This window comes from Candidatus Devosia phytovorans (genome assembly GCA_029202405.1).
Lineage (GTDB): Bacteria > Pseudomonadota > Alphaproteobacteria > Rhizobiales > Devosiaceae > Devosia > Devosia phytovorans.
The window spans coordinates 3,570,451-3,591,674 of the sequence record CP119312.1 but is presented as its reverse complement, the minus strand read 5'-3'; the positions used below and the strand labels follow the sequence as shown (position 1 = coordinate 3,591,674).

Annotated in this window: 20 protein-coding genes; 9 read left to right on the top strand and 11 right to left on the bottom strand. The window is 62.8% G+C overall.

Features of this window, described 5'->3' with window-relative positions:
- From moeB to ubiE, 6 genes are read right to left on the bottom strand one after another with little or no spacing between them, the layout of a single operon-like run.
- A complete protein-coding gene (gene moeB / locus P0Y65_17490) occupies nt 1–717 on the bottom strand; it encodes a molybdopterin-synthase adenylyltransferase MoeB (protein ID WEK03962.1) in 717 nt (238 codons plus the stop codon).
- The gene (locus P0Y65_17485; GenBank protein WEK03961.1) at nt 707–1,426 is read right to left on the bottom strand and encodes a DUF2259 domain-containing protein; all 720 of its coding nucleotides are present in this window, start codon (nt 1,424–1,426) and stop codon (nt 707–709) included. Before P0Y65_17485 ends, moeB begins: the two co-directional genes overlap by 11 nt.
- Nucleotides 1,407–1,871 carry a dUTP diphosphatase gene (gene dut, locus P0Y65_17480; protein ID WEK03960.1) on the bottom strand — a complete coding sequence of 155 codons (465 nt, stop codon included), beginning with the start codon at nt 1,869–1,871 and terminating at the stop codon, nt 1,407–1,409. Before dut ends, P0Y65_17485 begins: the two co-directional genes overlap by 20 nt.
- Entirely contained in the window at nt 1,868–2,584 is a 717-nt protein-coding gene (locus P0Y65_17475; GenBank protein ID WEK03959.1) for a hypothetical protein, read from the bottom strand. Before P0Y65_17475 ends, dut begins: the two co-directional genes overlap by 4 nt.
- 27 nt (nt 2,585–2,611) lie before the next feature.
- On the bottom strand, nt 2,612–4,159 hold the full coding sequence (gene ubiB, locus P0Y65_17470; GenBank protein WEK03958.1) for a 2-polyprenylphenol 6-hydroxylase: 1,548 nt from the start codon (nt 4,157–4,159) through the stop codon (nt 2,612–2,614).
- A gap of 3 nt (nt 4,160–4,162) precedes the next feature.
- On the bottom strand, nt 4,163–4,927 hold the full coding sequence (gene ubiE / locus P0Y65_17465; GenBank protein ID WEK03957.1) for a bifunctional demethylmenaquinone methyltransferase/2-methoxy-6-polyprenyl-1,4-benzoquinol methylase UbiE: 765 nt from the start codon (nt 4,925–4,927) through the stop codon (nt 4,163–4,165).
- A 93-nt stretch (nt 4,928–5,020) separates the two neighbouring features.
- Between ubiE and mutM the strand changes: the two genes are divergently transcribed.
- From mutM to gyrB, 7 genes are all read left to right on the top strand, one after another.
- The gene (mutM, locus tag P0Y65_17460) at nt 5,021–5,908 is read left to right on the top strand and encodes a bifunctional DNA-formamidopyrimidine glycosylase/DNA-(apurinic or apyrimidinic site) lyase (GenBank protein ID WEK03956.1); all 888 of its coding nucleotides are present in this window, start codon (nt 5,021–5,023) and stop codon (nt 5,906–5,908) included.
- 154 nt (nt 5,909–6,062) lie between these two features.
- Entirely contained in the window at nt 6,063–6,329 is a 267-nt protein-coding gene (gene rpsT, locus P0Y65_17455) for a 30S ribosomal protein S20 (protein WEK03955.1), read from the top strand.
- Nucleotides 6,330–7,237: 908 nt separating this feature from the next.
- Nucleotides 7,238–8,704 carry a chromosomal replication initiator protein DnaA gene (gene dnaA, locus P0Y65_17450; protein WEK03954.1) on the top strand — a complete coding sequence of 489 codons (1,467 nt, stop codon included), beginning with the start codon at nt 7,238–7,240 and terminating at the stop codon, nt 8,702–8,704.
- 156 nt (nt 8,705–8,860) lie between these two features.
- A complete protein-coding gene (locus P0Y65_17445; protein WEK03953.1) occupies nt 8,861–9,250 on the top strand; it encodes a hypothetical protein in 390 nt (129 codons plus the stop codon).
- 200 nt (nt 9,251–9,450) lie between these two features.
- Complete coding sequence (gene dnaN, locus P0Y65_17440) at nt 9,451–10,572, top strand: DNA polymerase III subunit beta (GenBank protein ID WEK03952.1); 1,122 nt, start codon at nt 9,451–9,453, stop codon at nt 10,570–10,572.
- 15 nt (nt 10,573–10,587) lie between these two features.
- The gene (gene recF, locus P0Y65_17435) at nt 10,588–11,697 is read left to right on the top strand and encodes a DNA replication/repair protein RecF (GenBank protein ID WEK06828.1); all 1,110 of its coding nucleotides are present in this window, start codon (nt 10,588–10,590) and stop codon (nt 11,695–11,697) included.
- A gap of 125 nt (nt 11,698–11,822) precedes the next feature.
- Nucleotides 11,823–14,291, top strand: a complete 2,469-nt coding sequence (gene gyrB / locus P0Y65_17430; GenBank protein ID WEK03951.1) for a DNA topoisomerase (ATP-hydrolyzing) subunit B — start codon at nt 11,823–11,825, stop codon at nt 14,289–14,291.
- Between the two features lie 112 nt (nt 14,292–14,403).
- On the opposite strand, the gene P0Y65_17425 is transcribed toward gyrB, so the two are convergent.
- From P0Y65_17425 to P0Y65_17415, 3 genes are read right to left on the bottom strand one after another with little or no spacing between them, the layout of a single operon-like run.
- Entirely contained in the window at nt 14,404–14,709 is a 306-nt protein-coding gene (locus tag P0Y65_17425; protein ID WEK03950.1) for a hypothetical protein, read from the bottom strand.
- Nucleotides 14,709–14,972, bottom strand: coding sequence for a ribbon-helix-helix domain-containing protein (locus P0Y65_17420; protein WEK03949.1), 264 nt, complete (start codon nt 14,970–14,972; stop codon nt 14,709–14,711). The genes P0Y65_17425 and P0Y65_17420 overlap by 1 nt, the downstream gene beginning before the upstream one ends.
- Nucleotides 14,973–15,030: 58 nt before the next feature.
- The gene (locus tag P0Y65_17415; GenBank protein ID WEK03948.1) at nt 15,031–15,888 is read right to left on the bottom strand and encodes an alpha/beta hydrolase; all 858 of its coding nucleotides are present in this window, start codon (nt 15,886–15,888) and stop codon (nt 15,031–15,033) included.
- Between the two features lie 171 nt (nt 15,889–16,059).
- On the opposite strand from P0Y65_17415, the gene P0Y65_17410 reads away from it, so the two are divergent.
- Nucleotides 16,060–17,082, top strand: a complete 1,023-nt coding sequence (locus P0Y65_17410) for an LLM class flavin-dependent oxidoreductase (GenBank protein WEK03947.1) — start codon at nt 16,060–16,062, stop codon at nt 17,080–17,082.
- Here the strand turns inward: P0Y65_17410 and P0Y65_17405 are convergent.
- Nucleotides 17,079–17,612, bottom strand: coding sequence for a hypothetical protein (locus P0Y65_17405; protein WEK03946.1), 534 nt, complete (start codon nt 17,610–17,612; stop codon nt 17,079–17,081). The two genes, P0Y65_17410 and P0Y65_17405, sit on opposite strands and share 4 nt — an antisense overlap.
- A 79-nt stretch (nt 17,613–17,691) precedes the next feature.
- Entirely contained in the window at nt 17,692–18,030 is a 339-nt protein-coding gene (locus tag P0Y65_17400; protein WEK03945.1) for a YnfA family protein, read from the bottom strand.
- A 273-nt stretch (nt 18,031–18,303) separates the two neighbouring features.
- On the opposite strand from P0Y65_17400, the gene P0Y65_17395 reads away from it, so the two are divergent.
- Entirely contained in the window at nt 18,304–21,039 is a 2,736-nt protein-coding gene (locus P0Y65_17395; protein ID WEK03944.1) for a PBP1A family penicillin-binding protein, read from the top strand.
- Nucleotides 21,040–21,224 lie beyond the last annotated feature (185 nt).

The following is a 21,224-nucleotide window of genomic DNA, read 5'->3' as shown; positions in this document are numbered from 1 at the left end:
TTAATACGAAAACTCCGAAAACCGCGCGCCCTTGCCGTCATAGGTGAGGACGCGGCCCACCAGCGGTTCGCCGATCCCGGTGATTAGCTTGATCGCCTCCATGGCCATCAGCGTACCGATCACCCCGGTCAGCGGCCCGAGGATTCCCGTCGCCTCGCAGCTCGGCAGGTCGCTGTCGTCGGCCTCAGCCGGATAAAGCTCGCCAAAACGCGGCCCGCCCGGCGCAAACACCGTCACCTGCCCATCGAACATCGACACCGCTCCCGAAACCAGCGGTTTCCCAAGCGTTTCACAAGCGGCCGCCACCACGCGCCGGGTGAGCAGATTATCTGTCCCGTCCATCACCAGGTCATAGCCCGCGACGAGGCTTTCGGCATTCTCCGCCGTCACCTCTTCCGCATGCACGACAATCGCGACATGCGGATTGAGCGCATGCGCAAACTGCGCCGCGCTCTCGGCCTTGCCCTGCCCGATCTGATTGTGAATGACCTGCCGCTGCAGATTGCTCAGCGAAACCGTGTCATGATCGACCACGCCGAGCGTCCCAACCCCAGCGCCAGCCAGATAGGCCACCACCGGGCTGCCCAGGCCCCCTGCGCCCACCACCAGAACCTTGGCCCGCTTCAGCGCCTGCTGCCCAGCGCCGCCCATGCCCTTGAGGGTCAGGTGGCGCGCATAGCGTCCAGTCTCTTCGGGCGAGAGTGGATTACTGGCCAAGCGGCACCGCGATGAAGCGCCGGTCCGGCCCCTCGAAGCCGCCCGGATAGACCGAGATCAGCGCCACGGCATCCGTCGGCTCCTGCGCCATAAACGGAATGGCCACGCCGTGGATGCGATAGGCTGAAGGGCAACCGCGCGAGCGGGGCAGGGGGGGCCCATCCTGCTGCCAGAAAAGCGACACATCGCCAGCCGTGAGTTCGATCGAAAAGCCAAGCGGCTCGAAGTCGAACCAGTCCCCGCAGGGCTCGGTGGTTTCTGCCGGGAAGGTCGATAGCGTCAATTCATAGGCGCCGTTCACGTCACCCGGCAAATAGCCAGGAATGCCGAATGTGAGGTTCTGCCCATCATTGCCCGGCACGCCATCCGCATTGACGGCAATCAGCTCGGCCGGCGTCGTGATGGCAAATTCCTCGATCTTGCCCGACGCTGCAGCCAGCGCCTCGGCGCGGACATCGGGCAGGGCGCCGGCCTCGCCCTCGGCCAGCTTGCGGATCGGCGTACCCTTGACCCAGGCGTCGCTTTGCAGGTCGATCATATAGATCGTCGAATATGCCGAGCCAGACCCGTCCTGGATGCCGAATTCCTCGAAGGCAAAATAGCGGCTGTCCGGCGAATAGCCGATCAGGTCCAGGCCCGCCCTGTCGCCAGCCCAGGCTGGGCCGGTCAGCAAGCAGAGGGCAAAAAGACTAGCGACCTGTCGATCCATGTCCGCCCTCGCCCCGTGCCGTCTCGTCCAGCGTCTCGACCGGCACCAGCACAACGGCGCTTACCGGCGCCACCACCATCTGCGCTATGCGCTCGCCCCGCCGCACGGGGAAGCTCTCCTTGCCATGGTTGATCAGCAGTACCATGATCTCGCCGCGATAATCGGCGTCCACCGTCCCGGGGCTGTTGAGCACGGTCATGCCGTGCTTGGCAGCAAGGCCCGAGCGCGGCCGCACCTGCGCCTCAAATCCTTCGGGCAGGGCGATCGCCATGCCGGTCGGGATCTTGGCATAATCGCCCGGCGCAATCTCCAGCACCTCGCCATCGGCCAAAGCCGCCATCAGGTCGAGCCCGGCCGCGCCGGCCGTCTGTTGCCGGGGCAGGGGCAGGCCCTCGCCATGCGGAAGCCAGCGGAGATTGATCGAAACAGGCACTGAAACAGTCATGGGGCACGCACCACAGCATAAAATTCGGCAGGCATTTCAGACTTGCCGGTCAACAGATCGAGAATGAGAATGCTCTGGCTGGCGGACTTTTCATCCCTGGCCAGTTTCATATTTGTCTCGGTGACTGCGTCGCCCGAGAATGTGATGGTGATCTTGCGGTCCTTGAACATCGCCAGCACGATGTCTTCGGATTCCGTGGTCAGATCCATCTGCGGCGTCACCGCCTGCAGCACTTGTGCGGTGGAGATGGCGATCCGCACTGTCCCATCCTCCTCGGGCGTGAAGCTCACCTGCTCGTCCAGCTGTTCCAGGTGAATATCGGCAAATTCCCCCTCGCTGCTGTCCATGCAGGTCGCGCCACCATCGACGCGCTCCAGCATGCGCCCGCCATGGGTGCAGAAGCTGTCGGCCACGAAATAATAGGGTTCTGGCTCGGGCGGCACCACGATGGTCGACGCGTCCTTGCCGTCCGCCTCGGTATCGACAATGGCCTTTTCGGCATCCTCTACGGCTTTCATGCCGGCCAGCCAGGTATCCCCGCCGATCGTATCGACGACATTCATTGTCACATAGGAATCGCTGCGCATCACCTGGGTCAGCGTGGCGCTGGCCGTGGTGTTGCTGGTCAGGTCAACGTCGAGACTGGCGTCGATACAGCCGCTAAGGCTCAGGGCCAGCAACAGGCCGGCGACGGATTTGGCGATTCTGCTCATGCACTGTCCCAATGGCTGGCCCGGACGTTACGACAGCGCGAGCAGGCGCACCAGCGCCACCGCCATGGTGACCCCAGCCAGGCCCATCAGCCCCAGGATCGCCCAGCGCATTACCGTATCGCGTGGCCTTGCCTTGTTGGCGTGGTAGTCCGCCAGCGCCAGTTCGGCCTGCGCAGCAATCACCGGCAGCCGACCCGCCGCCTCGGCAATGGTCTTGAAGTGGTCCTTGATGTCCTCGAAACGCCCCAGTGGGCCCTCTTCCTTGCGCAGCCAGTCGCCAACGACGGGCTCTGCCACGGTCCAGATATCGAGATCGGGGTCGAGCGCTCGCGCCACGCCCTCCACCAGCACCATGGACTTCTGTAGCAGCACCAGCTCGGGCCGCGTCTGCATCGAGAACAGGTCCGTGATGGTGAACAGCTGGCCCAACACCTTGGCCATGGAAATATCGCTGGCCGTGCGGCCGTGCAGCGGCTCGCCGATGGAGCGGATGGCAAGGGCAAAGTCGTCAACCGACTGGTCCTTGGGCACATAGCCGATATCGAAATGCCGTTCGGCCACCAGGCGATAATTGCGCGTGATGAAGCCATAGAGGATGTCGGCGAGGAAGCGCCGTTCCTTGCGGTTGATACGGCCCATAATGCCGAAATCGACCGCGATCACATCGCCCGTGCGCGGATCGGCAAACAGGTTTCCCGGATGCATGTCGGCATGAAAGAAGCCGTCGCGAATGGCATGCTTCAAAAAGCCTTGCAGCACCTTGCTCGCCAGGACCTTGCGATCCACCCCGGCAGCATCGAGCGCCGCATGGTCGCGGATCGGAATGCCGTCCACCCAGGTCGTGGTGAGCACATTCTGCGCCACATGGTCCCAGCTGACCTCGGGAATGACAAAGCCCTCGTCATCCTTGATATTCTCGGCCATTTCCGAAATGGCGGCGGCTTCGAGCCGCAAATCCAGCTCCAGCCGCGCCGAACGGTCAAGCGTTTCCACCACATCCATCGGCCGCAGCCGCCGTGTCGAACGCACGAAGCCCTCGGCCAGCCGTGCGGCGGCATAAAAGCTTTCGATATCGGCCATGAAGCGTCCCTCGACGCCCGGGCGCAGCACCTTGACGGCGACCACCTTGTTCGGTCCGCCAGCGGGCTTGAGTTTTGCCTTGTGCACCTGCGCGATCGAGGCGGCAGCCACCGGGGCCGACAGTTCGGTCAGTTCCGCCGCCTTGTCGCCCAGCGCCAAAGTCAGGATGTCCGGCACCAGCGATGGATCAAACGGCTCCATCTTGTCCTGCAGTCCCGCCAGGTCATTGGCGATCTTGGGGCCGACCACATCAGGTCGCGTCGCCAATGTCTGGCCGAATTTGACATAAGTCGGGCCGAGCCGGTTGAGCGCCTTGTTCAGCCGCTCGACATGGCCCGTCTTGCGCACGCTGGGGCGTTCAACGAGGCGGCCGAGCCAGATGCCGAACTTGAGCGGCGCCAGCGCCGGTGGCAGTTCCGACACGATCGACAGCGCACCCTCGCGCGCCAGCACGAAACCGGCCCGGAACAGGCGATAATAGGCACTCAAAATCATCGGCTAGATCTTCCACCCGGAAAACAGCGTGGCGATATTGCCCGTAAAGCTCTGGTGTTTCACGCGCTTGAAGCCAGCCTGGGCGATCATGCCGTCAAAGGCCTGCGGTGCCGGGAACTTGCGGATCGATTCGATGAAATACTGATAGGGCTGGCTGTCGCCGGTCACCACCTTCCCCATGGGCGGGATCAGCCGGTCCGAATAGAGCTTGTAGAAAGCGTCGAACCCCGGCACGTCGACCTGGGAAAATTCCAGCACCAGCAGCCGCCCGCCACGTTTCAGCACGCGATGGGCCTCATTCAGCGCCTTTTGCACGCGCGGCACGTTGCGGATGCCAAAGGCAATCGTATAGGCGTCAAAGCTATTGTCCTCGAAGGGCAGCTCTTCGGCATTGGCCTCGACGAATTTTGCCTGCGCCGGATAGCGCCAGCTCTTGGCCCGCTCCGCGCCCACGCGCAGCATGTCCGTATTGATGTCGCTGACGACAACTTGCGCATAGCCGACCGAGGCATTGATGATGCGCTCGCCGATATCGCCGGTGCCGCCCGCCATGTCGAGCACGCGCCAGGGTCGGGTACCTGTCTTGGGCGGCGCCAGTTCATTGACCATGGCGTCTTTCCAGAGGCGGTGAACCCCGGCGCTCATCAGGTCGTTCATCAGGTCATAGCGGTCGGCGACATTGTGGAACACGGCATTGACCATGCCCTGCTTGTCATCCATCGCCACAGTCTGCTCGCCGAAATGAGTGGTTTCTTGCGCGTTGGTCATGGCTATCGCCTATAGGTTTTTCTTGGCGCGCACCATATTCAACCCAATCCGGCTTTGCCATGGCACAAAGACGCACAGGTAAAAGAGAAGCCAATGCCCGAACTACCAGAGGTCGAAACCGTCCGCCGCGGGCTTGAGCCCTGGATAGTCGGCGCGCGTATCGACAAAGTCACGCTCAACCGCGAAAACCTGCGCTTTCCCTTCCCCACAGGCCTGGCCAAGTCCATCGAAGGCGCCACCATCACCGCGGTCGGCCGTCGGGCCAAATATCTCCTCATCCAGCTCGACAATGGCAAGACCGTGCTCAGCCATCTCGGCATGACCGGCTCCTGGCGCTTTGCCGAGCACGGCATCGACAAGCCGCCGCGCTATTACGAGCCAGGCACCGAGCCCAAGCACGACCATATGGTCTGGGACATTGCCCATCCCACCCACGGCAAGAGCCACCTGATTTATGCCGACCCGCGCCGCTTCGGCTTCATCGATCTCTTCGATGACCCCGAGCAGAGCCCCTATCTGCAGGGCCTCGGCCCCGAGCCTTTGGGCAATGATTTCAACGCCGATGAAATGGCCGACAAGTTCAAGGGAAAGAAGTCGCCTATCAAGGCTGCCCTCCTCGACCAGCGCGTCGTCGCCGGCCTGGGCAATATCTATGTTGCCGAGGCCCTGCACCGCAGCCACATCCTGCCCACCGTCCATGCCCAGACTCTGGTGACGGCGAGGGGCAAGCCCAAGGTCGCGCTGGAAGATCTCGCCCATGCCGTCCGCCAGGTTCTGGTGGAGGCCATCGAGGTCGGCGGCTCGACGCTGCGCGACTTCCGCAATGCCGAAGGCGGCTCGGGCTATTTCCAGCATCGCTTTGCTGTTTATGACCGTGAAGGCGAGCCTTGCCCCACGCCTTTATGTAGCGGTACCATCGCGCGGATCGTCCAGTCGGGCCGTTCCACCTTCTTCTGCCCCGTGTGCCAGAAGAAGCCCTGACCTGCGCTGGATTGAATCCAGTTGACGCTTGGCGCCCCATCCCCTATAGACCGCCCAACTTGGCGGCAGTCGATGTGCCGCCGATTTCATTTTATCCCCGGACGCCTGCGACTCTCGAGCGCTTGTTGGCCGGTTGGACGCAAAGAGGACCGTTATGGCCAATACGCCTTCAGCCAAAAAGGCTACCCGCAAGATCGAAGCCCGCACCGCGGTCAACAAGTCGCGCCGTTCGCGCGTCCGTACCTTCATCCGCAAGGTTGAAGAAGCCATCACCGCCGGTGACCACAAGGTCGCCATGGAAGCGCTCAACGCAGCTGCTCCCGAGATCAACCGCGCGTCGACCAAGGGCATCATCCATGCCAACCTGGCCGCCCGCAAGATCTCGCGCCTCAACAGCCGCGTGAAGGCTCTCAGCGCCTGAAGCCGATAGCCGCGGCGCCCATTGACTGGCAGCCGACGGTAGATGAAATTGGGTCCCGCAAGGGGCCCATTTTCTTTGTCGGTATACTGGCAAGCTTTTCCGGTTTGACAGTTTTATGTCGCCGGTGTGACGCCAGCGACCCCCTGTCGCAGTTCCGCGTGCGTTTTGTACTTTCCTAGCTATGCCAGTGAGTTAGAGAAGGTTTTACGCTCCCGCTGAGGTGCCATGCACCAGGCGGGTCGTTAAAAGGCGACTGTCACGGAAATAATATTTTTACCCTTCGATGACGGTCCGTGACGGGATTCTGCCTTGAGTCACAGGCCCTTGCTCGCAAGGTTTTTCGGAGGGCTGCGGAAGCCAAAAACACAACCTTAGAGTCAAGCCCTCATTTTGCAGATTCCACGGTTGCGGCACCAAAATCCACCCTCTAAAGTAATCTGGTCAGCGGCGGAAAGAACACCAAAATAGAGTGTTCCACCCAAGTTGGCAGGGTCATTTCAGGGCGTTAGTTTTGGCACCTTGGCAGCAATGCCAAGTGGTTCGTTCCGGTGAAGGTTGTGTTGGTAGCATGTTTGGCTTCCGGTTCGATCGAGGCCGGCAAAGTTTAGTTCAAAACCTTCGGTCGATCTGACCGGGTCCACGACAGAACTAGTTTTGGCGCTGGCGGGCCATCCCGCCAGGCAGAGCAATATTGTCCGCGCTCAGTGGGCAAGGTGGCGGAGCTTTGGCCTGCATCCGAAAGGATAGCGGCCACGGCATGAAGATAAATCCGGGTCGCTGTGCGGGCGTCCGGCATTGTGAAAATTGGGGCACTATAGATGATGCGACAGGCGACCGCCGGTGGAGACAGTTGGGCTCAGGCCACTACCTCCTCCACCCTTTCGACCAAACAGAGCGAAAACCCTGTCATGAGCACTCCCGATAGTTCCGAAGGCCAGCGCGATATGTGGAACCGTGTGCGCGCTCGGCTCAAGGCCGGTGTGGGCGATGATGTCTTCGCCTCCTGGTTCGCCCGCCTCGAGCTCGAGGAAATGGTCGATGACGTGGTGCATCTCTCGGCCCCCACGCGCTTCCTCTGCTCCTGGGTCCAGTCCAATTATGCCGAGCGCATCCTCGAGGCCTTCCGCCTCGATGCCGAGCATGTGAGCCGCATCCAGGTAACCCTGCGGGTCAATGGCCAGGCCCGTCCGCGCCTTGCCCCCGTGGCTGCCGAGCCGGCTGCCCAGTCCGATAGCACCGCTCCTGCGACCCAGGCCGCTGCCGCACCCGCCCCGGTGCAGCTCAGCCAGCCGCGCCTCGTGCGTGACAATTCGGCCAGCAAGGGCGATGCCCTGGCCGGCAGCGCCATCGATCCGCGCATGACCTTTGATACATTCGTGGCCGGCGAAGCCAATGAAATGGCCCTGGGCGTTGCCCGCCAGATCGCCAATGCCGCCGCCAACAACACCGTGACCTTCAATCCGGTCTACATTCATTCCACCGTGGGCCTGGGCAAGAGCCATCTGCTCAATGCCATTGCCCATGCCGTGCAGTCGGCCGATGCCAGCAAGAACATCGTCTACCTGACCGCCGACCACTTCATGTACCATTTCATCACCGCCGTGCAGCGCCAGTCCGCGCTCGGCTTCAAGGAATGGCTGCGCCGTGTCGATCTGCTGCTGATCGATGACATGCAGTTCCTGCAGGGCAAGTCGGCCACCGAATTCGGCCATACCCTTGGTACTCTCCTCACCGGCGCCAAGCAGGTCGTTGTGGCCGGCGATGCCCCGCCGCGCGATCTTGAAATGATCGATGAGCGCATTCGCTCGCGCCTCTCGGGTGGTCTTGTGGTCCCGATCTCGGGCTTTGACCTCGATCTGCGCAAGTCCATCGTGCAGCGCCGCGCCGATCAGGCAACCGCCCGCTTCGGCATGCATTTCCCGGCGCCCGTCATTGACTATGTCGCGCGTGCCGTCATCAGCCATGGCCGCGACCTCGATGGCGCCGTCAACCGCCTCGTTGCTGCCAACCAGCTGACCGGCGAACTGATCACCGTCCCGCTGGCCGAAAAGACCCTGGGCGACCTGATCCGGGCCCGCGAAGCCCGTCGCGTCCGCATCGAAGACATCCTCAAGATCGTCTCGCGCCACTACAAGGTGCCGCGCAACGAACTGCTCTCGGCCCGCCGCTCGCGCGACGTCGTCCGTCCGCGCCAGATCGCCATGTTCCTGGCCAAGGCGCTGACCTCCCGTTCGCTCCCCGAAATCGGCCGCCGCTTTGGTGGCAGGGACCACACCACCGTCCTGCACAGCGTCCGCAAGGTCGAGCAGATGATCAAGGACGACCTCGAACTGGCGCAGGAAATCGAACTGCTCAAGAGAATGCTTGAAGAGTAGAAGTCGGCGCAACGCGCAAGATCGCTCCTGTGGAGCGATTTTAGACTTCTACGCCCGGAGCGTTATGCGCGCAGGGCAGCAATCCCAGAGGCTCCTTCCTTCGCAGGCAAGGGCCTCTGTCATTTTCCTGCCATCACCATGCCCGAGCTTGCCATCATGATCCGGCACCTCCCCATTCTGCTCTTCCTCGCCTGCCTCTCCGGGCCGGCCCACTCCCAAGCTCCGGTCCCGACTCCTGCGCCACCACCACCCGTGGTTGATCAGGACGGCATTCGCAACCACCTCCGACAGGCCCTGACGGCCTGCTGGAGCGTTCCGCCCAGCTACGAGGGGCGCAATGTCGCCATCACCATCAACTTCAAGGGCGACGGCACGCTGACCGAAGAGCCCGACATCGAATTGGACGGCAAGTCCGTCAAAAAGAACGCGGTTCTCGTCCAGAGCATCACCAGGGCGCTCGATCGCTGCACCCCTTTCGAAGGTCTGCGCGACTTCGGACTGATGGCGCATCAGCACTTCGCCATCCAGATCATCTTTTCCAGTTAAGCAAGCCGGCGTGAAATCGGGGATTTCCGCGCCCTGCGGCGACCCAACCCTTGCTAATCTGTTATGAAATTGTAAATGTCCAACCCCGGTCTGCCGGGGTCTTGCTGCCATGGGCGCAGCGCGTAGGCATAGTTCGTTCGCGCCTTCAAACGGAAAAGTGGCAACCACTTTTCCTGAAGGCGCTTCAGGGAAGTATTCGCATGAAAGTCACGCTCGAACGCAATCATCTGCTCAAGTCGCTGAGCCATGTGCACCGGGTCGTGGAACGGCGCAATACCTATCCCATTCTGGCCAACGTCCTGTTCAAGGCCAGTGACGACAAGGTCGAACTGCGCGCCACCGATCTCGACATCGAGGTCACTGAAAGCGTGCCGGCCATGGTCTCGACCCCCGGCACCACGACGGTTCCGGCGCATACGCTCTATGAAATCGTCCGCAAGCTGGCCGATGGCGCCGAAGTGCGCCTCGAAACCGATGGCGGCGAGAACATGGTTCTCACCTCCGGCCGCTCGCGCTTCAACCTCGCCTGTATCAATCCCGACAGCTTCCCCGATCTCAAGTCCGGCGCTTTCGGCCATGAATTCACCATGCCGGCCCAGAGCTTCCGCGAGCTGATCGAGCGCACCCAGTTCGCCATCTCCAATGAAGAGACGCGCTACTACCTCAATGGCATTTATTTCCACACGGTCGATGTGTCCAACATCGGCACCGTGCTGCGCGCCGTCGCGACTGACGGTCACCGCATGGCCCGCGCCGAGATCGAGGCGCCCGAAGGCGCTGCCGGCATGCCGGGCATCATCGTGCCGAAAAAGACCGTCGGCGAAGTCCAGAAGCTCCTTGATGGCGCTGAAGGCGATGCGAAAATCGAAGTTTCCGACACCAAGATCCGCTTCACCGTCGGCTCGGTCGTTCTGCTGTCCAAGCTGATCGAGGGCACCTTCCCCGACTACGATCGCGTCACGCCCAAGAACAACGACAAGCAGATGAATGTGGACCGGGCGAGTTTTGCCACGGCCGTCGATCGCGTCTCCACCATTGCCTCCGATCGCGGTGGCAAGGCCGTCAAGCTCCAGGCCAAGGATGGCCTGCTCGAACTCTCGGTCACCAATCCCGATCATGGCACGGCCAGCGAAGAGCTGGCGGTCGAGTTCGACACCGACGGTTTCGAGATCGGCTTCAATGCCCGCTACCTGCTCGACATCATCAGCCAGATCCGCAGCGAAAGCGCCGTCTTCATGTTCAACGACGCCGGCTCGCCCACGCTGGTCCGCGACGAAGGCGAAACCCGCGCGCTGTATGTGCTGATGCCGATGCGCGTGTAAGGCAGGGACATCACGATCCGTCATCTCTCCCGCCTGCGCCTCACCGCCTTCCGCAATTACGCGGCGGCGGCGCTGGATCTCGATCCCCGCCACGTTGTCCTGACCGGCCCCAATGGTGCCGGCAAGACCAACCTGCTCGAAGCTGTCTCCGTGCTCTCGCCCGGCCGAGGCCTGCGCGGCGCCAGCTTTGACACGCTGCAAAGCCAGGGTTCCGACCAGCCCTGGGCTGTCGCGGCCACAGTCGAGACCGACGATGGTCCCGCCGATATCGGCACCGGCGCCTCGCCCGATGGTGGGCGTCGTGTGCGCATCAATGGCGCCAACGCCCGCTCCATCGAGGCCATGAGCGATTATCTGCGCGTGCTCTGGCTGACCCCGGCCATGGATGGTCTGTTCTCCGGCCCCTCCGGCGACCGCAGGCGCTTTCTTGACCGGCTGGTGACCACGCTCATTCCTTCCCATTCCGCCTCGGTCAGCGACTACGAAAAGGCCATGCGCCAGCGCAACCGCCTGCTTGAGGACAATGGCGACACATCCTGGCTCTCGGCTATCGAGGCACAGATGGCCGAACTCGGCGCCTCCATTCATCTGGCCCGCACCGATAGCCTCCATCACCTCCAGGCGTTGATCGAGCAGAGCCTCGACGACGAGAGCTTCCCCGCAGCCCATCTGGCGCTGACGCCGCTCTTCGATCAGGGCGCCGAGCCCGCGTCATCGGCAGCGCTGGAATCGGCCCTCAGCGCCCTCTGGCGGGCCTCCCGCGGGGTTGATCGCGCGGCCGGACGCACCATATCTGGTCCACATAGAGTGGATCTCGAAGTCACCTATGCGCAGAAGGCCATGCCGGCCTCCCTCGGCTCGACGGGGGAGCAGAAAGCTCTTCTGATCGGGCTCATTCTCGCCCATGCGCGACTGGTCAAGCTGCGGACGTCGATCACGCCCTTCCTGCTGCTCGACGAAATCGCCGCCCATCTCGATCCCGATCGTCGCCGGGCCTTGTTTTCGGCGCTCGACGGGCTTGGCACTCAATGCTTTCTCACCGGCACCGACAAGGTTTTGTTCGAAGCTCTGGGTGATCGGGCGCAGATGATCATCGTCAGGGACGGGCGCCTGGCCAGAGACTGAAAATCGTGGCTACGAAAAGGGGTGGCCAATCCCCTGCCAAAAGCCTTCAAAAGCCCATTTTGCTTGGGGATATACCCCCATTCCGATAGAACAAACTTCACCAGAAAACGACTGATTCGGACCCCATGACCGATAGCGAAAAGCCCGTTCCCGAAACTACTGCTGCCAGTGAATACGGCGCCGACAGCATCAAGGTGCTCAAGGGCCTCGATGCGGTGCGCAAGCGTCCCGGCATGTATATCGGCGATACGGATGACGGCTCGGGCCTGCATCACATGGTCTATGAAGTCGTCGACAACGCCATCGACGAGGCCCTGGCCGGCCACGCCGATCTGGTTACGGTAACGCTCAATGCCGATGGCTCGGTGACGGTCATCGACAATGGTCGCGGCATCCCCACCGGCATTCACGCCGAGGAGGGCGTTTCGGCAGCCGAGGTCATCATGACCCAGCTCCACGCTGGCGGTAAGTTCGACCAGAATTCCTACAAGGTTTCTGGCGGTCTGCACGGTGTGGGCGTGTCCGTGGTGAACGCCCTGTCAGTCTGGCTGCGCCTGCGCATCAACCGCGATGGCGAAATCCACGAGATGGAATTCGCCCATGGCGATGCCGTCGCTCCGCTGAAGCAAGTTGGCACCTATGTCGAGGACAAGCAGCCCGCCACTTACGACGGGCGCTCCGGCACGGCTGTGACCTTCCTGCCCTCGACCGAAACCTTCACCATGGTCGAGTTCGATTTCAAGACGCTCGAACACCGCCTGCGCGAACTGGCCTTCCTCAATTCCGGCGTGCGCATCCTGCTGAGCGACCTGCGCCATCCCGAGCCGCTGACCACCGAACTCTTCTACGAGGGCGGGCTCGAGGCCTTCGTGCAATATCTCGACAAGTCCAAGACTTCGGTCGTGCCGGCGCCCATCACCATGATCAGCGAGAAGGACGGCATCACCGTCGAAGTCGCGCTGCAGTGGAACGACAGCTACCACGAGAACGTGCTCTGCTTCACCAACAACATCCCCCAGCGCGACGGCGGCACGCACTTGGCCGGCCTGCGCGGCGCGCTGACGCGCCAGGTTGTCGGCTATGCGGAAAGCTCGGGCATTTCCAAAAAGGAAAAGGTCACGCTGACCGGCGACGACACCCGCGAAGGCCTGACCTGCGTGCTCTCGGTCAAGGTGCCGGACCCCAAATTCTCCTCCCAGACCAAGGACAAGCTGGTCTCCTCCGAAGTGCGCCCGGTTGTCGAGAACATCGTCAACGAAAAGCTCGGCCAGTGGTTTGAGGAACATCCCGCTGAAGCCAAGGTCATCGTCGGCAAGGTGGCTGAAGCTGCTGCGGCCCGCGAGGCTGCCCGCAAGGCCCGCGAGCTCACCCGCCGCAAGGGCGCGCTCGAAATCTCCTCGCTTCCCGGCAAGCTCGCCGATTGCCAGGAACGCGATCCGGCAAAGTCGGAAATCTTCATCGTGGAAGGTGACTCCGCCGGTGGTTCCGCCAAGCAGGGCCGCGACCGCTCCAATCAGGCCGTGCTGCCCCTGCGCGGCAAGATCCTCAATGTGGAGCGCGCGCGCTTTGATCGCATGATCTCCTCCGACCAGGTCGGCACGCTGATCACGGCGCTCGGCACCGGCATCGGCCGCGAGGAGTTCAACGCCGACAAGCTGCGCTACCACAAGATCATCATCATGACCGACGCCGACGTGGACGGCGCCCATATCCGCACGCTTCTGCTGACCTTCTTCTACCGTCAGACGCCCGAGCTTCTGGAACGCGGTCATGTCTACATCGCCCAGCCGCCGCTCTACAAAGCCACCCGTGGCCGTTCCGAGCAGTATCTCAAGGACGAAGACGCACTCAACGACTACCTGATCGCCGCCGGGCTCGAAGACGCCGTCTTCACCACCCGCGATGGCCACCAGCATGCCGGCCCCGATCTCCATGCCATCGTGCAGCAGTCGCGCAGCATTGTCGCTGCCATCGACAATCTCAACACGCGCTACAATCGCAACCTCGTGGAGCAGGCGGCCATCGTCGGTGGTCTTGATCCCGATGGCTTCAACGATGCCGCCAAAATGGGCGAGGTGCTCAAGCGCGTCGGCAATCGCCTCGATCGCATTTCCGACGAATGGGAACAGGGCTGGGCCGGCGAAATCACCGATGCAGACGAGCTGGCCTTCTCGCGTACCGTGCGCGGCGTTGCCGAGCGTCACCTGCTCGACAAGCCCCTGCTGGCCAGCGCCGATGCCCGCAAGCTGCGCCAGCTCGCCGAACGCCTCGACGAAATCTACGGCGGTGTCCCGACCCTTACCCGCAAGGGCGAGACGATTCCCATCTATGGCCCGGCGACCCTCTTCAAGGCCGTGACCGACTCCGGCCGCAAGGGCGTCGCCCTCCAGCGCTACAAGGGTCTTGGCGAAATGAACGCTTCCCAGCTTTGGGAAACCACCCTCGACCCCAACGCCCGCACCTTGCTCAAGGTCGAGATCAATCAGACCGACGAAGCCGATCAGATCTTCACCGCCCTGATGGGTGACCTCGTCGAACCCCGCCGCGACTTCATCCAGGACAACGCCCTCAGCGTGAGCAATCTGGACGTCTGAGAGCCGGCAGCAAAGCTGCAAAATCGCGCCGGTGGCGCGATTTTAGGCGAGCAGGCCACGAGACCTATGGTCGAGTGGCCCGGATGTCCCACACGGTCGATCCCCACGTGCCTCAGGACTCTGAGCTGCCCGCCGGCGGCCGCTCATAGTCGAAGTCGTCTTCATGGCTGAGCGAGGGCGTATTCACCGAACTGGTGATGCGATGCACCCATATGGCGTCACCGATCACGTCATAGTCGAAATACCAGCCATCAACGATGATGCGCCGCGCACCCTGGATCGGGATCCTGGAGTCTGTAAAGCCGGCGCCCGGACGATCATGCAGCAGGGTCAGGCCCCGTCGGATCACGTTCCTGAAACTGGCAATGCCCGAATTGGTCTTGCCACGCAAGGCGTCAGCCGACAGTCTGACGCGCATCACGCCGCCTTGCCGCTCCTGATGATTTCGTCGAGTTCGGCCAGCAACTCATCGGCTTCGCGCCCGCCGCCTGCGGCAGCTTCCTCTCGCCCACGCAGCACCGACAGGCAGATGCCGCCTTCGGCCTCTTTTGCCAGATAGTATTTCAGGGCCCGCACGATCACCCAGCTTCGGGTCCTGTCTGACCCCTCGGCAATCGCCTCCACATCCTCGAGAATACCGAGCGGCAGGCGCAGCGTGATCGGGTCCGAGACCTCTGGCATGACAAAGCTCCATTTGTAATACATGTAATACAGCAAGGGTCCGGCAGCGAGCGAGCCGCTAATTCTGCTTAGCCACCTCCACCATCGCCCCCGCGATCACCCCTACATCCTGCTTCAGCAACTCATGCCCGCGCCCCTCCAGCAGGACCAGGCGACTATCCTTCACCACCTCGGCAGTCTTTCGCCCGGCCGCCACAGCGATGATCGGATCCTCCGTGCCATGCACCACCAGCACCGGCTGGCTGATGGCAGCGACATCGAGCCCGTCCACATTGCCCCCCACCATCGAATGGTTGAACGCACTCTGGATAGTGCTCGCCCGGCTGATCTCCGTCTCCACCCGGCGCCGGGCCTCACCCTCCTGGAATCCCGGCTTGGACCCTGCGCTCAGCCGCGCCGCGCCCAGCAGAAAATCGCCGACCGCATCCCGGTCGCTCCAGTCCAGCGTTTTCATCGCGCCAAAATGCGCCATGAAGTCATCGGAAATCCCCTCACCCTGATAGTCTTGCCCCAGCGGCTCGCTGGCGATCAGCGTCAGCGACAGCACGCGCTCCGGCTGCCGCAACGCCAGGATCTGCGCCACATATCCGCCCAGCGACATCCCCGCCAGATGTGCCTGCTCCACCTCATAGGCATCAAGGATCGCCAAAAGATCCCCCGTCAGCGCATCGAGGTCATAGTTGACCTCCCCCGGCGCACCTGTCGTCGATTGCCCGGTGTCGCGATGATCGAAGCGGATGGCCCGATAACCCGCATCGGCCAGCGCCTGCATCAACCCATCCGGCCACCACACCATCGATGCCGTCGCGCCCATGGCGAGAAGGAACGTGCCCTTCTCCGGCTCTCCCCAGGCCTCGGTGAACAGACTAACGCCCGGCGCCACCTCGACCATTTTCGCTACCGGCTGATCCGTCATCGCAAATCTCCTCCGCAATCCACAAAGCCCAACGCACCCCACCCGACAGGGTTCACCCTGGCCACATCGTTCACGCCGCCGAACAATGCGTTCCTGCTATCTGGCTTTTTCGCAGGTCACCGGCCACATAGGTAAGCCTTGTCCGGTTTGGACTGCAAATTCAGGTGCATCATGAAGAAGATCGGTTTCCTTTCCTTTGGCCATTGGAGCCCTTCGCCCCAGTCCGGCACACGCTCGGCCGGCGATGCCCTGCTGCAATCCATCGATCTTGCCGTGGCGGCCGAGGAACTGGGGGCCGATGGCGCCTATTTCCGCGTGCATCACTTCGCCCGCCAGCTCGCCTCGCCCTTCCCGCTACTGGCCGCTGCCGGCGCCAAGACCAAAAAGATCGAGCTGGGCACCGCAGTCATCGACATGCGCTATGAAAACCCGCTCTATATGGCTGAAGACGCCGGCTCTGCCGATCTGATCGCCGGTGGCCGCCTGCAGCTCGGCATTTCGCGCGGTTCGCCCGAGCAGGTCATCGACGGCTATCGCTACTTCGGCTACGCCCCCGGCGAGGGCAAGACTGATGCCGACATGGCCCGCGAGCAGACCGAGGTCTTTTTGGAAGTCCTCAAGGGCAATGGCTTTGCCGAGCCCAATCCGCGTCCCATGTTCCCCAACCCGCCGGGCAAGCTGCGTCTGGAGCCCCACTCAGAAGGCCTGCGCAACCGCATCTGGTGGGGCGCCGCCAGCGACGCCACGGCCATCTGGGCGGCAAAGCTCGGCATGCATCTGCAGTCCTCGACGCTCAAGTTCGATGAATCCGGCGAGCCGCTGCATGTCCAGCAGGCCAAGCAGCTGCGTCTCTACAAGGAAGCCTTCAAGGAAGCCGGCCACGCCCACGAACCGCGCACCTCGGTCAGCCGCTCGATCTTCGCCCTCGTCAACGATACGGACCGCATGTATTTCGGCACCGGCCGCTCCGAGGAAGACCAGTTCGGCTATATCGAGCCCGAAAAGCGCGCCGTCTTCGGTCGTGGCTATACCGGCGAGCCCGACAAGTTGATCGAGGCGCTGAAGAAGGACGAGGCCATCGCCGAAGCCGATACCCTGCTGCTCACCGTGCCCAACCAGCTCGGCGTCGAATACAACGCCCATGTCATCGAAAGCATTTTGAAGCATGTCGCCCCGGCCCTGGGCTGGCGCTAGGGCAGGGCGTATCGCCCGCCCGCGCAACCGCTTGCCTGCCAATAGGCGCTGACCGGCGTGAAACTCCCCTTTGCCGCCATTTCCACCTTGGCGGCAAAGGCCATGGCCTGGCACTCATCGGTGCCCGCCACCACATGCACCATCTCGTGCAATATGGTCAGCTCGCGCAGCGCATCGGCATCAGGCGTGAAGAACTGTGGGCAGGTCACCAGCCGCACCGTGCCATTCTCTGGCGGCACCCGCACGAAGGCGGCAAACCGCCCGCATGACCCGCTCGCTTCGGCGCGTCGCTCCAGCGCCACGTCGACTGTGCCGCCCCAATAGGACGAACGGAACTGCTGCAGCGTCAGCGCATCGCGATAGGCCGCGACATCGACGCCAAATTCGGTCTGGCCGAGCTTTGGCAGCGCCGCCTCGAATGTGTCCGTCGCCGCGCCCAGCGCCCGCTCCAGCGTAGCCGCATCATTGGCCTGGACCGGCACAGCCACACAGCAAAGCACGGCGATAAAAGCCATCAATTTCAGTCGCATGCTCTCTCCGGCTTACCCTGCCACCATGATCGGCATCGACTGTGTCGAAACAATTGCGTCGCCGCGATTGATGAACCCTTCATGCGTCGCGCGGCGCAAACAGGATGATCCCGGCTGCCGCCAGCGCCATGGCGCCGCCGATCACATCCCATCGATCCGGCATCCGCCCCTCGGCCAGCCAGCCCCAGAGCAGAGACGCCACGATATAAACGCCGCCATAGGCGGCAAAAGCCCGCCCCGCATGATCCGCAGGCGCCAGCGTCAGCAGCCAGGCAAAAGCCACCAGCGACGCGACTCCCGGCACCAGCCAGAATATGGACTGCCCCTGCCGCAACCAGGCCCAGAAGGCAAAGCACCCGGCGATCTCTGCCAGCGCAGCCGCGGCGTAGAGCAGACCTGTACTGGCAAGAACTGGCATTGGCGCTCCAAATGGTTTTTCTGCCACCTACCATGGCGGCATGGGCTGTGACACCCCCGCAACAGCTGGATCAAACCTCTAAAACCCCACATAAACCGGCCACAATTGACTTGGAAAAGGGTCTGGTGATCGCGCGGATAGCGCTCGTGCTGGATAAGCCGCGCCCGTGAGACGATCAGGTTCAGCCTTAACCTTTCGACAACCTTATATTCCCCGACGCGGGCGAACAGGGTAGAAGCGGGCAAAAGGCACCAGTTTTCTAAGGTCTGCTTGATGGATTTTCGCATTTCCGCCGATGATCGCGTAGGCAATCAGCCAGCCAGGGGCACCAAGCCCAAGGCCCAGCCGCGCGCCAAGGCCGGACAGCGTGTAGAGCCGTCCCTTTCGGGATCGTCGATGGGCAATTCCATGGGCTTTTCCGTTGCCGATGAGCGTCCAACGCCCACCAAGGGCAATGGTGGCGGTGGCAAACCACCCAGGCCGCCACGTCGTGGCAAGGCCGAAAAGCCGAAGAAGCGCCGTTCCCGTTCGGGCGGTTTCCTCATGGGCCTGCTCTGGTGGGGCTTTGTTGCCTGCCTCTGGGGCGGCATCGCGGTCATCGGCGTCATCGTCTATTACGGCGCGCAATTGCCCTCGTCCAACACCTGGGCCATTCCTGATCGTCCGCCCAATATCCGCATCCTTGCGGCTGACGGGAGCCTCATCTCCAATCGCGGTGCCACCGGCGGCGAAGCCGTCACCTTCCGCGAACTGCCCTATTACGTGCCCGCGGCCATTATCGCCTCGGAAGACCGACGCTTCATGAGCCACTTCGGCGTCGATCCCATCGGCCTCGTTTCCGTGGCCATCGAGTCGGTCCAGGCGCGTGGCGTGACGCGTGGCGCCTCCACCATCACCCAGCAGGTCGCGAAAAACCTCTTCCTTACCCCCGACCAGACCCTGGGCCGCAAGGTGCAGGAAGCTATCCTCGCTGTCTGGCTGGAACAGAACTATACCAAGGAAGAAATTCTCGAACTCTATATGAACCGCGTCTATTTCGGCGCCGGTGCAACAGGTATCGAGGCCGCCGCGCAGACCTATTTCGGCGTCTCGGCACGCAATCTTTCGCTGGGTCAGGCCGCCATGCTGGCCGGCATTCTGCCTGCGCCTTCCGCCTATAATCCGAAATCCAATCCTGAGCGTGCCATCGAGCGCCAGCGCCTGTCGCTGGCCGCCATGGCCCGCGACGGCTTCATTACCCAGGAAGAGGCCGATGCCGCCCGCATCGACCCCGACCAGACCGTGCGCACCCGCGTCGCCGGCTCGGAATCCTATGTGGCCGACTGGGTTGAATCGCTGATGACCGCCTATATCGGCGACATCAAGTCCGACGTCGTGGTCCAGACCACGATCGACTACAAGATGCAAAAGGACGCCGAATTCATCGTCAAGGAGAAGGTCGCCTCCGAAGGCCCCAACCGCGGCTTCAGCCAGGGCGCCCTCGTCGCCATGGATGTCGATGGCACGGTCCGTGCCATGGTCGGCGGCGTCGACTACCAGGCCAGCCAGTATAACCGCGCCGTCACGGCCAAGCGCCAGCCCGGCTCGACCTTCAAGCCCTTCGTCTATATGGCCGCCATGGAAAAGGGCTATACGCCCGATACCCTGGCCGAGGATGCCCAGTTCGAATACAACGGCTGGAGCCCGCGCAATGCCTCGGGCAAATATGCCGGCACCGTGACCTTGCGTCAGGGCCTCGCCTATTCGCTCAACACCATTGCCGCGCGTCTCGCCATCGATGTCACCCCCGCGGCCGTTATCGATGTGGCCACCCGCATGGGCATTTCCTCGGCGCTGACCGCCGTGCCTTCCATCGCGCTCGGCACCCAGGAAGTGAACCTTCTGGAACTGACCTCGGCCTATGCCCCCTTCGCCAATGGCGGCATGGGCGTCATCCCCAATGTCATCACGTCCATTCAGGCCAAGGATGGCACCATGCTCTACCAGTCCTCCGACGCCGGCCCCGGCCGTGTCGTCGAGCCCAAGGTCCTGGCCGAGATGAACGATATGCTCGAAACCGCCGTGGAAGTGGGCACCGGCAAGGGCGCCAATCTCGGCGGCTGGGAATTCGGTGGCAAGACCGGTACCTCCCAGAACGCCCGCGACGCCCTGTTCGTCGGCTATACCTCGGCCATGGTCACCGGTGTCTGGCTCGGCAACGACAATGACACCAAGACCACCCTTTCGGGCGGCAACGTCCCGGCCGCCATCTGGTCCGAATTCATGACCAAGGCGCATGAGGGCAAGCAGATCGCCGCCATTCCGGGCGGCTCCTATGCCGGCCAGCTGGTCGCCAATCAGGTCGTCGACCCGGCCACTGGCCAGCTCGTCACGCAATATCTCGATGCCGATAGCGGCCAGCCGGTCCAGACCTCCACCGATCCGGCCACCGGTCAGCTGATGCGCTACGATCCGGCCACCGGCCAATACACACCCGCCAGCGCCGTCAGTGCCAATCCGATCATCGATACCGGCCAGAACGCCAATGCTGGCCAGCAGATCGATCCGGCGACGGGCATGCCCATCACCGGCCAGCAGATCGACCCCAATACCGGCATGCCGGTCAACAATGGCGCGACCGGCGGCTATCTCGTCGATGCCAATGGCAATCAGATCGATCCGGCCACCGGCCAGGTCGTGGGTCAGGTCGTCGGCGGCAATCAGGTGGTTCAGCCGCAGGAACAGGGCCAGGCCATCGATCCGGTCACCGGCTATCCGCTGCAGCCGCAGAACAATGGCGTCGGCCAGGCCCCGCTCGACCCGGCCACCGGCCTGCCCATGACCCTGGTCACCGACCCGGCCACCGGCCAGCAGGTCTGGGTCCCCAGCGCCCCGGCCCAACAGAACCAGCAATATATGCAGCCGCAACAGATCCAGCCGCCCAGCGACCTGGGCCAGCCCGTTCCGATCCAGAACGAGCGCTCACAGCGCACCCTGATGGATTTGATCTTCGGGGATCAGCAGAACTAGGAATGTAGTGGTAGGCAGATATTGTCTCCCACCCACGGTGTCACCCCGGCCTTGAGCCGGGGCCCATCCTGAGATCGTTTCAACGGCCGCAAGGTGGTCTGAATGATAGGCCTTGCGGCAGCGGTGGCATCTCGAGATGGATCCCGGCTCAAGGCCGGGATGACACCGAGGATCTGAAGCGTCCA